This window comes from Streptomyces sp. A0592 (assembly GCF_004795115.1).
Classification (GTDB): Bacteria; Actinomycetota; Actinomycetes; order Streptomycetales; family Streptomycetaceae; genus Streptomyces; species Streptomyces erythrochromogenes.
The window spans coordinates 14,644-25,168 of the sequence record NZ_SSBM01000031.1; the positions used below are offsets into that span (position 1 = coordinate 14,644).

The following is a 10,525-nucleotide window of genomic DNA, read 5'->3' on the forward strand; positions in this document are numbered from 1 at the left end:
TGCCTCTTCTTCGAGGTGCCCTGACTGCCTCTACCTTCCCCCATTTGGCGCAGGAGAGTGCACTCGGGGTCGGCCTTTGGTCCTTCTGACGGCACTGAGTGCCGCCAACCTGCTCATCCTGCCCCCTCCGCACGGCGGCGGGAACCCCAAATGATCGATCATCTAGGTGATGTTTCCCACCGGTATCCGGCCGGATAGCCGAGGCGCGACAGCCGTGTACCTCCTACCTGCGGAAACGGTACGCACGGCCTGGCCGAGGGCCTTCCGGGACCCGACGAGGACGACCAGCTTCTTAGCCCTGGTCACCGCCGTGTAGAGCAGATTTCGCTGGAGCATCATCCAAGCTCCGGTCGTGACCGGGATCACCACAGCGGGATATTCACTCCCCTGGGAACGGTGGATGGTGACGGCGTACGCGTGGGCCAGCTCGTCGAGCTCACCGAATTCGTACACGATCTCCTCGTCTTCCTCCGTCCGCACCGTCAGGCGCTGTTCGTCCGCGTCCAGGGCGACGACCACGCCGACCGTGCCGTTGAAGACGCCGTTGGCGCCCTTCTCGTAGTTGTTGCGGATCTGGGTGACCTTGTCGCCCACCCGGAAGACCCGGCCGCCGAACCGCTTTTCCGGCAGGTCGGGGCGGGCCGGCGTCATCGCCTGCTGGAGCAGCCCGTTGAGGTTGCCGGCGCCGGCCGGGCCGCGGTGCATGGGGGCGAGCACCTGGACGTCCCGCCTGGGGTCGAGGCCGAACCGCGCCGGGATCCTGCGGGCCGCCACATCCACGGCGAGCACGCCCGCCGCCTCGGTGTCCTCCTCGGGGAAGAGGAAGAAGTCGGGCAGCCCGTCGGTGATCGGCGGCAGCCCGGTGTTGATGCGGTGCGCGTTGGTGACCACACCGGACTGCTGGGCCTGGCGGAAGATCCGCGTCAGCCGCACCGCGGGCACCGGGCCGCCTTCCGCCAGCAGGTCCCGCAGCACCTCCCCGGCGCCGACCGACGGGAGCTGGTCCACGTCCCCCACCAGGAGCAGGTGAGCACCCGGCGCCACCGCCTTGACCAGCTTGTTGGCCAGCAGCAGGTCCAGCATCGAGGCCTCGTCGACCACGACCAGGTCGGCGTCCAGCGGCCTGTCCCGGTCGTACGCGGCGTCCCCGCCCGGCTTGAGCTCCAGCAGCCGGTGCACCGTGGAGGCCTCGGCCCCGGTGAGCTCGGCGAGCCGCTTGGCGGCCCGGCCGGTGGGAGCGGCCAGCACCACCTTGGCCTTCTTGGCCCGGGCCAGCTCGACGATGGAGCGCACGGTGAAGGACTTCCCGCAGCCGGGGCCGCCGGTGAGGACGGCGACCCGGCGGGTCAGCGCCAGCCTGACCGCGTCCCTCTGCTCGGGGGCGAGCGTGGCCCCCGTACGACCGGCGAGCCAGCCGAGGGCCTTGTCCCAGTCCACGTCCTGGAAGAAGGGCATCCGGTCGTCCTCGGCGTTCAGCAGCCGGCGCACCTGCCCGACCAGGGACAGCTCGGCCCGGTGGAAGGGCACCAGGTACACGGCGGTCAGCGGGTCGGGCCCGCCCTGCGGGTCCGGCACCGGCTCGCGCACGACCCCCTCCGGGTCGGCGGCGAGCTCGGCCAGGCAGTCGATCACCAGCCCGGTGTCGACCTGGAGCAGCTTGACCCCGTCGGCGATGAGCCTCTCCTCGGGCAGGAAGCAGTGGCCCTGGTCGGTGGACTGGGACAGGGCGTACTGCAGCCCGGCCTTGACCCGTTCGGGGCTGTCGTGCGGGATCCCGACGGCCTGGGCGATGCGGTCGGCGGTCAGGAAGCCGATGCCCCACACGTCGGCGGCGAGCCGGTAGGGCTGGTTGTTGACGACGGAGATGGACGCGTCGCCGTACTTCTTGTAGATGCGCACCGCGATGGAGGTGGAGACGCCGACGCCCTGGAGGAAGACCATGACCTCCTTGATGGCCTTCTGCTCCTCCCAGGCGGCCCCGATCAGCTTCGTCCGCTTGGGGCCGAGCCCGGGCACCTCGATCAGCCGCTTCGGCTCGGCCTCGATCACATCGAGCGTGCCGGTGCCGAAGTGCTCCACGATCCGGTCGGCGATCTTCGGTCCGATGCCCTTGATCAGCCCGGAGCCGAGGTAGCGGCGGATGCCCTGGATGGTGGCGGGCAGGACCGTCCGGTAGTTCTCCACGGTGAACTGCCGGCCGTACTGCGGGTGGGAGCCCCAGCGGCCCTCCATGCGCAGCGATTCGCCCGGCTGCGCCCCGAGCAGGGAGCCGACGACCGTGAGCAGGTCGCCGCTGCCGCGGCCGGTGTCGACGCGGGCGACCGTGTAGCCGCTCTCCTCGTTGGCGTAGGTGATGCGCTCGAGGACGCCCTCGACCACCGCCAGTTGCACCGCCGCCGCCCGCACCCCGTCCGTTGCCATGACCCGAAGCTACCGGGCGGCGCCGACATCCCGTCAGGCCTGTGGACAACGCCGCGGACAGCGCGAAGGGGGTCCCGCCTCGCGGCCGGACCCCCTCACGGTTACCCCTCCCTCGTCGGACTTCCCGATCCCCCCAGATCCCTCCCCGGAAGTGCCGACGCAACATACGACCCGCGGTACCCCCGGAGGGTTGCATCCGGAGTCACACATTTACGTTTCCGTTACCCAACGCCTACCCGAGGTGCTGGCGAATCGGTACAGAAGTAGCGTTTCAGGCATGAGCGAATCTTCATTCCAGGACGACGTGCTGGGCGAACTCGGCGATGACCGGCTGACCGAGATCGCCTCGCTGCTCGGCACGGACACCGCCGGCGCACGCGACGCCGTCACGACCACGGTCGGGGCGATGACCGGCGACCTCCAGCAGAAGGCCGGAGCCGACGACGAGGACGGCGTGGAGGTGCGCCAGGCCTTCGCCGAGGTGGCCGAGCCCCCTCTGCAGGGCGTCTCCACGCTCGGCGGCGGTCTCGGCGGGCTGCTGAGCGGCGGGATGATGGCCGGGGTGCTGGCCAAGCTGAGCCGGCCCGTGGCCAACGCCGTCTCGAAGAAGACCGGCATCCCCGCGGCCACCGTCAGCCGGGTCATCGAGATGCTGATCCCGGTACTCCTGGCGGTGTTCGCCAAGCGCGCGGCCTCCGGCAAGGCCGCCGGTGCCCCCTCGGCCGGTGCTCCCTCGGCCGGTGCCCCTTCGGCCGGTGCGGGCGGGGCCCCCGCGGGCGACGGCGGCCTCGGCGACCTGCTGGGCCAGATCCTCGGCGGCGGCAAGAAGTAGGCCGCCGCGGCAACCCGTACGGCGCAGGCCGGGCCGGCGGCCGCAGGCATCCCCCCGGCCCGGCCCGCGCGCTATCCTCGGGCGCCATGGACACGCCCCCGGCACCCCGGACAGCTGAGGACCCCGAGGCGAAGGGGGTCCGCCTGCGTGACCCGGGGCCCGGCGAGCTGGGCTGGATCGTGCAGCGGCACGGCGCGCTGTACGCCGCCGAGTACGGCTGGAACGCCGAGTTCGAGGGCCTGGTGGCCCGGATCGTCGCGGACTTCGCCGAGGACCACGACCCGTACCTGGAACGGGTCTGGATCGCCGAGCTGGACGGCCGCCCGGTGGGCTCGGTGATGTGCGTACGGGAGGACGGCGCACCCGGCACCGCGCGGCTGCGGCTGCTCCTGGTCGACCCCGAGGGGCGCGGCCGCGGCATCGGCGGCCTGCTGGTCGACACCGTCGTCGCCTTCGCCCGCTCGGTCGGCTACCGCGAGCTGGTGCTGTGGACCAACGACGTGCTGGCCGACGCCCGCGAGCTCTACCTGCGGGCCGGGTTCGCCCTGGTCGCCGAGCGCCCGCACCGCTCCTACGGGGTCTCCCTCATCGGACAGGACTGGCGTCTGCCGCTGCAGGACGAGTCCCGGCGCTGACGGCCGCGGCGGCCGTACGGGCCGTCGTACGGGCCGTCGTACGGGCCGTCGTACGGGCCGTCGTACGGGCCGTCGTACGGGCCGTCGTACGGGCAGCCGGCCGCGCGGGGGCCAGCGACGTCAGCGCCACCCCGCCGACCAGCAGCGCCGCCGCCGCCCAGCGCAGGGCCGACACCTGCTCCCCCAGCACCAGGGCCGCCGAGGACATCCCGAAGACCGGCACCAGCAGGCTGAACGGGGCCACCGACGAGGCCGGGTAGCGGCGCAGCAGCCAGCCCCAGGCCCCGAAGCCGAACACGGTCGAGACCCACGCGACGTACGCGATGACGCCCACCCCGGACCAGTCCAGGGCCCGCAGTGCGGCCAGGTCCCGCTCGGGCCCCTCCAGCAGCAGCGACAGCCCGAACAGCGGCAGCACCGGCACCGTGCACACCCACACCATGAAGTTCAGGGCGTCGGGCGGGGATGCCCTGCGGGTCAGCACGTTGGAGACGCCCCAGCAGGCGGCGGCCGCCAGGACCAGGGTGAAGCCGAGCACCGGCCCGGAGGTGCCCCCGTCCACGGCGGCCACGGCGATCCCGGCCAGCGCCACGGCCATCCCGAACAGCCGCACCCGGCCCGGCCGCTCGCGGAGCACGACGGCGGCGAGGACGGCGGTGAAGACGGCCTGGACCTGCAGGACGAGGGAGGACAGCCCGGCCGGCATGCCCGCGTCCATACCGGTGAAGAGCAGGCCGAACTTGGCGATGCCGAGGGCGACCCCCACTCCCGCGATCCACTTCCAGGCCACCTTGGGCGGCCCGACGAAGAACACGGCGGGCAGGGCGGCGACGAGGAAGCGCAGCGCGGACAGCAACAGGGGCGGGAAGTGGTCGAGTCCGATCTCGATGACCACGAAGTTGAAGCCCCAGACGGCGGCGACGAGCACGGCGAGTGCGATGTGTACGGGACGCATGAACCGAGCATCAGCCTGGCCGACCATGTAGCACCAGCGCGGATCTCTTCATCCATGGATGAAGCACTGCTAATGCATAGGATGAGGGCATGCTCGATCTCGCCCGGCTGCGCGCCCTGCACGCCGTATCCGTCCACGGCTCGGTCGCGGGCGCGGCGGCCGCCCTCGGCTACACCCCCTCCGCGGTCTCGCAGCAGATCGCCAAGCTGGAGCGGGAGACCCGCACCACCCTGCTGGAACGGCGCGGGCGCGGAGTCGCCCTCACCGAGGAGGCCCGCCATCTGGCGGAGACCGCGCAGGAGCTGCTGGCGATCGTGGAGCGCGCCGAGACCACCCTGGAGGAGCGGCGCGGGCGGCCGAGCGGGCTGCTCACGGTCGCCGCGTTCGCCTCGGCCGCGCGCGGGCTGCTGCCGGGGGTGCTGGCCGATCTGGCCCGTCGGCACCCGGCCCTGGACGTGCGGCTCACCGAGGTCGACCCGCACCTGTCCGTGGACCTCGTGGCCCGCGGCGTCACCGATCTGGCCGTGGCCCACGACTGGGACATCGCCCCGCTGCCCGCGCCCGAGGGGGTGGAGCAGGCCCTCATCGGGGACGACCTCTGCGACCTGGTGGTGCCGGCCGGCCACCCCTTCACCACCCGCGGGACCGTCCGGCGCTCGGACCTCGGCGGCCAGCGCTGGGTGTGCCAGCCGCCCGGCCGGGTCTGCCACGACTGGCTGATGCGGACGCTGCGCGCCGCCGGCTTCGAGCCGGACATCGCGCACGTCGCCGAGGAGAACCACACCATCGTCGCCCTGGTCGCGGCCGGACTCGGGGTGGCGGTCGTCCCCCGGCTGGGCACGGGCACCCTGCCGCCGGGTGCCGTGGCCGTACCGCTGGAACCGGGCCCCGTCCGCAGGCTGTACGCCCTCTGGCGCACCGGCGCCGCCCGCCGCCCGGCCATCACCGAAACCGTCCGCACCCTCCAGGAGCACTGGGCCGCGGGGTAGTCCCGGCAGGCGCCCCGCCCCGGAGGGGCGACACGCTGCGACACGCCCGGCCGGGGCCGGACGGCAGCGGTAGGGTCCGGCCCGTGCCGAACCACGCCTCCCGCCGGACCCTGCTCGCCGCGGCCGCCGCGGTCGCCGCCACGGCCGCGGGGGCGGCCGCCTCCGCCTCGGGCCCCGCTCGCACCACCACCTCCGACGGCGCCCTCAATCCGGACGGGCCCGCGGGCCGCCGGCCCGACCGGGCCCGGCTGCGGCGCGCCGTCGACCGGATGAGCCTCGCCGAGAAGGTCGGGCAGCTCTTCGTCTCCCGGGCGTACGGGCATTCCGCGACCGATCCCGACCCGGCGGACGCCGAGCAGAACCAGGCGGCGTTCGGCGTGCGCACCGCCGCCGAGCTGGTCTCCCGCTACCACCTCGGCGGGATCGTCTACTTCGCCTGGGCCCACAACACCCGTGCCCCGCAGCAGATCGCGGCGCTCTCGGCCGGCCTCCAGCAGACCGCCCTCACCACCGGCGCCCGGATCCCGCTCCTGCTCTCCACCGACCAGGAGCACGGCGCCGTCGCCCGGATCGGCAGGCCCGCGACGCTGTTCCCGGGAGCGATGGCGCTCGGCGCCTCCGGTTCCGCCGCCGACGCCCGGCGCGCCGCCCGCATCGCGGGCGCCGAGCTCGCCGCGATGGGCATCCGGCAGGACTACGCGCCGGTGGCCGACGTCAACGTCAACCCGGCCAATCCGGTCATCGGCGTGCGCTCCTTCGGCTCCGACCCGCACGCCGTCGCCGAACTGGTGGCCGCCCAGGTGCGCGGCTACCAGGGCGCCGGAGTGGCCGCCACCGCCAAGCACTTCCCCGGCCACGGGGACACCGAGACCGACAGCCACGTCGGCCTGCCGGTCATGCGGCACACCCGCGCCGCGTGGGAGGAGCTGGACGAGCCGCCCTTCCGGGCCGCGGTGGAAGCCGGCGTGGACGCCATCATGACGGCGCACATCGTCTTCCCCGCCCTGGACCCCTCCGGCGACCCGGCGACCCTCTCCCGGCCGATCGTGACCGGCATCCTGCGCGAGCGCCTCGGCTTCCAGGGCGTGGTGGTCACCGACGCCCTGGACATGGCCGGGGTCCGCCAGAAGTACGGCGACGACCGCGTGGCCGTGCTGGCCCTCCTTGCGGGCTGCGACCAGCTGCTGAACCCGCCGGACCTGCCGCTGGCCCACCGCAGCGTGCTGGAGGCGGTCGCGTCGGGCGAGCTGACCGAGGCCCGCGTCGAGGAGTCGGTGCTGCGGATCCTGGAAGTGAAGTCCCGCCGCGGGCTGTTCGACGAGGCCTATCCCCCGGCGGGCGCCGTGGACGCGGTGGTCGGCGTACGCGAGCACCTCGACGCCGCCGACCGGATCGCGGCCGCCACCACGACCCTGCTGGCGAATCCCGCGAAGCTGGTGCCCGTGGACGCCAAGGCCGCGCCCCGGCTGCTGGTCACCGGAACGGACCCGGCCTCCCCCAGCGCGAGCACCGGCCCGCCCACGGTCGTACTGGCCCGCGAGCTGGCCTCGCTGGGCTGCCGGGCCACGGCGGTGGCGCCCGCACGCGCGGTGGCCGCGGCGCCCGGGCATACGGCGGTGCTGGTGTGCACGTACAACGTCCCGGAAGGGGACAGCCCGCAGCGCACCCTGGTGACGGAGCTGCTCGCCACGGGCGTCCCCGTGGTCCTGGTGGCGCTCCGCAACCCCTACGACCCGGCCCGGCTGCCGGCGTGCGTGGCGGAGCTGGCGACCTACTCCTGGGGGGACGCGGAGATGCGCGCGGCGGCCCGGGTCCTCACCGGGGCCGCCCGGCCCGCGGGCCGGCTGCCCGTCCCGGTGCCGGGCCGCTACCCACTGGGGCACGGGCTCTCGCTCGACACCTGACCCCCGGCACGGCGGAGGGCGTGCCCGCAGGATGCGGGCACGCCCTCGCCGTTCACCGGTGGTACGTCCCTACGGGCGCAGCTGCGGCTCGCGCTCCAGGTCTCGCCGGTCGAGCTCGGCGTCCGGGGCCGCCAGCGGCGCCGCCCGGCCCGCGTCGGCGAGCGCGGCGGCCGGAGCCACCCCGGCCCACTGGAGGATCTTGGCGGTGGCGAGGGCCTTCTCGCCGTCCAGGAGCTTGGCCACGTTCGCCCCGTGGTTGGCGCCCGGCGCGGTCATCACGTAGCTGTCGCGCGCGTTGTACCCGATGCGGAACGGCTCGGCGCCCCACGGGTCGTTCTGGCCGTACACGAACAGCATCTGGTGGGCGTTGTCGCGCACCCACCTGTCGATGTCCGCCATGGCTCCCGGCTGGAAGGTCATGGGGATGTCGCGGGGCACGAAGTTGCGCGGCGGCTGGTAGCCGTAGCGGCTCAGGTTGCCCAGGTGCGGCTGCTTGATGTCCGGGGAGCCGAGCTGGGTGCCCGCCTGGTAGTAGTACGGCGTGTACGTCTCCAGGCCCTGGTCGGAGTAGGCGGAGAAGCCGGAGATCGCGTCGATCGAGTCCCAGATCTCCTGGTCGCCGGCGGTGGCGGCGGCCGGGATGGAGGCGCAGTCGGCCAGCAGGCTGTACTGCCAGAAGGCCCACACGTAGTCGAGGACGACGGCTTCGTAGGCCTTGTCGAGGTTGCCGACGGTGTTGAAGGTCCAGCCGTTCTCGGCGGCGGCCGCCGCGTACTTGGCCTCCAGCGGCTCGCGGCGCACCAGCGCCTCGCGCTGCACCGCGTTCAGCTTGTCGCGGCACTCCTTGGTGCCGACCTTGGCGAAGAACCGGTCGTAGGCCGAGTCCTCCTTGTTGACGACGTCGTTGGGCGCGACGTACGCGACGACGCCGTCCATGTCGCGCGGGTAGAAGCGCTCGTAGTACGTCGCCGTCATGCCGCCCTTGCTGCCGCCCGTGGACAGCCAGTTCTTCTTGTAGATCTTCTTCAGGACAGTGAAGATGCGGTGCTGGTCACTGGCGGCCTGCCAGATGTCCAGGTTGGCCCAGTTGGCCGCGTCGGGCCGGGAGGGCGTGAAGAATCGATACTCCATGGACACCTGGTTGCCGTCGATGATGGTCGTCGGCTCACTGCGGCGCGGGCTGGTGTTGACGTTGTAGCCGGAGGTGAAGAACACCGACGGCCGTGAGACGTCCTTGTGCAACAGGGTCAGGCGCTGCTTGAAGGTGCCCTTCCACGGCTGCCGGTGGTCGACCGGCTGCTCGTAGTTCAGCACGAAGAATCGGTAGCCGGGGTACGGCTTCTCCTCGATCAGGCTCATCCCGGGAATGCCGAGGATCTGGTCCTTGATGTCCGCGGCGGCCGCCGGCTGCGCGGCGGTGGCCGCTTGTGCCGTGGAGCCGGCCGCACCCATGGTGCCGATGAGCACCACGAGCGACAGCAGCCATCCGAGCGTCTTGCGCATTCGCCCTCCCCTTGAGTTCACTTCGGTCGCCGTGAACCTAGCCGGGCCAACACGCCACTGAACAGACCCAGTTGGGACTGTCCCTCAACACAGGATCCAGCCCGAGTCGGCCGAACCGGCTCCCACACCCCCCTTTACATACACACACCGGCTGATCGCACCCACAGTGACAGGTCCGGCATATCGGGTGAATCGTCCGGCATCGCGCACGGGTGCACCGCCGCGCGGCTGGATGCTGACCGCCATCCGCCGCCGCTCGCCCGGCGTCCGCGCGACGGCCATCGCGCAGGCACGGGTGCGGCTCTTGTAGACGCGCAGCTCGCCCGTGCCGAACGGCACCGTCCGCGCCAGCCGCCCCGCGCACCCGCCACTCGCGGCCTGGACGGGAGCCCCGGCGAACAGCCCGCCGACACAGAGCCACAGGGCCACTGTGAGCGCTCCCAACGACGCCGTCCGACGGCCTCGCCCGCTCCGCCCCTTCACCATGCAGTCCCCCGATCAGTCGTGCGCGCGGTCGAAGTGCGCACGCACGTACGACGCCCTGACACCCCGAAAGGTTGCCGTAGCCAAGGAGCGGGCCGCGCCGCCGTGCGCCGCCCCTCCCTCGTACGAGTGCATCCACAACTCCCTGCCGGAGGAGCGGAAGTTCGGGATCCGCCGGGAGATTACGCTAGGTGACCGCAAGCCCGCACGACGTAGCCGTGAAAGGCACTCACATGACGAACGACCTGCTCGACCGCAAGCTGGAGCGCGCCTTCACGCACCTGGACGCCGACCGGAGCGGGGTGATCGACGCCGACGACATCATCGCGCTCGGCTCCCGGCTGCTGACCGCCCTCGCGGAGCCGGCCGACTCCCCCAAGGCCGCCCTGGTGATGGGCGGGCTGGCCGACTTCTGGCAGGACCTCTTCACCGAGCTGGACCTGGACCGCGACGGCAAGGTCACGCCCGAGGAGTACAAGCTGGGCATGACGCGGCTCTACGCGCAGGGCGGGCCGGCCTACGACCGTTCGTTCCGCCCGATGATGCGGGCGATCCTCACGATCGTGGACACCGACGGCGACGGGGTCGTCAGCCCGGAGGAGTTCCACCGGGCGCAGGAGGCCTTCGACACGGACCTGAGCCCCGCCCACACCGAGGCGCTGTTCCGGCGGATCGACGCGGACGGGGACGGCACCCTGACCGTGGACGAACTCCTCGGCGCGGTACGCGAGTACTACACCGGCACCGACGAGGACGCCCCGGGGAACCTGCTGTTCGGCGAGTTCTGATCCCCGGGGCTCCCA

7 protein-coding genes and 1 pseudogene are annotated in these 10,525 nt (G+C 72.8%); 5 read left to right on the plus strand and 3 right to left on the minus strand.

Annotated elements, in window-relative coordinates; genetic code table 11:
- Nucleotides 1-162: 162 nt before the first annotated feature.
- Nucleotides 163-2,421, minus strand: a complete 2,259-nt coding sequence (locus E6U81_RS30895) for an ATP-dependent RecD-like DNA helicase (protein ID WP_136233334.1) — start codon at nucleotides 2,419-2,421, stop codon at nucleotides 163-165.
- A gap of 277 nt (nucleotides 2,422-2,698) precedes the next feature.
- On the opposite strand from E6U81_RS30895, the gene E6U81_RS30900 reads away from it, so the two are divergent.
- The gene (locus E6U81_RS30900) at nucleotides 2,699-3,253 is read left to right on the plus strand and encodes a DUF937 domain-containing protein (protein ID WP_136233335.1); all 555 of its coding nucleotides are present in this window, start codon (nucleotides 2,699-2,701) and stop codon (nucleotides 3,251-3,253) included.
- A gap of 143 nt (nucleotides 3,254-3,396) precedes the next feature.
- Nucleotides 3,397-3,888, plus strand: a pseudogene (locus tag E6U81_RS30905) (GNAT family N-acetyltransferase); the annotation flags it as partial.
- On the opposite strand, the gene E6U81_RS30910 reads toward E6U81_RS30905, so the two are convergent.
- Nucleotides 3,839-4,843, minus strand: coding sequence for an EamA family transporter (locus tag E6U81_RS30910; protein WP_136233337.1), 1,005 nt, complete (start codon nucleotides 4,841-4,843; stop codon nucleotides 3,839-3,841). The pseudogene E6U81_RS30905 and the gene E6U81_RS30910 sit on opposite strands and share 50 nt — an antisense overlap.
- 89 nt (nucleotides 4,844-4,932) lie before the next feature.
- On the opposite strand from E6U81_RS30910, the gene E6U81_RS30915 reads away from it, so the two are divergent.
- Nucleotides 4,933-5,832 (plus strand): LysR family transcriptional regulator, encoded by a 900-nt coding sequence (locus E6U81_RS30915; RefSeq protein WP_136233338.1) that lies wholly within the window; start codon nucleotides 4,933-4,935, stop codon nucleotides 5,830-5,832.
- 83 nt (nucleotides 5,833-5,915) lie between these two features.
- Nucleotides 5,916-7,736: a glycoside hydrolase family 3 protein gene (locus tag E6U81_RS30920; protein WP_206310052.1), complete on the plus strand. Its 1,821-nt coding sequence runs from the start codon at nucleotides 5,916-5,918 to the stop codon at nucleotides 7,734-7,736.
- Nucleotides 7,737-7,805: 69 nt separating this feature from the next.
- Here the strand turns inward: E6U81_RS30920 and E6U81_RS30925 are convergent, their stop codons facing one another.
- The gene (locus E6U81_RS30925; protein WP_136233339.1) at nucleotides 7,806-9,239 is read right to left on the minus strand and encodes a S28 family serine protease; all 1,434 of its coding nucleotides are present in this window, start codon (nucleotides 9,237-9,239) and stop codon (nucleotides 7,806-7,808) included.
- 716 nt (nucleotides 9,240-9,955) lie between these two features.
- Between E6U81_RS30925 and E6U81_RS30935 the strand changes: the two genes are divergently transcribed.
- Entirely contained in the window at nucleotides 9,956-10,510 is a 555-nt protein-coding gene (locus tag E6U81_RS30935; RefSeq protein ID WP_136233341.1) for an EF-hand domain-containing protein, read from the plus strand.
- Nucleotides 10,511-10,525: the final 15 nt, after the last annotated feature.

Coding starts and splice junctions, on each gene's coding strand:
- E6U81_RS30910 (WP_136233337.1), bottom strand. CDS start 4,843: ATGCGTCCCGTACACATCGCACTCGCCGTGCTCGTCGCCGCCGTCTGG.
- E6U81_RS30900 (WP_136233335.1), top strand. CDS start 2,699: ATGAGCGAATCTTCATTCCAGGACGACGTGCTGGGCGAACTCGGCGAT.
- E6U81_RS30895 (WP_136233334.1), bottom strand. CDS start 2,421: ATGGCAACGGACGGGGTGCGGGCGGCGGCGGTGCAACTGGCGGTGGTC.
- E6U81_RS30915 (WP_136233338.1), top strand. CDS start 4,933: ATGCTCGATCTCGCCCGGCTGCGCGCCCTGCACGCCGTATCCGTCCAC.
- E6U81_RS30925 (WP_136233339.1), bottom strand. CDS start 9,239: ATGCGCAAGACGCTCGGATGGCTGCTGTCGCTCGTGGTGCTCATCGGC.
- E6U81_RS30935 (WP_136233341.1), top strand. CDS start 9,956: ATGACGAACGACCTGCTCGACCGCAAGCTGGAGCGCGCCTTCACGCAC.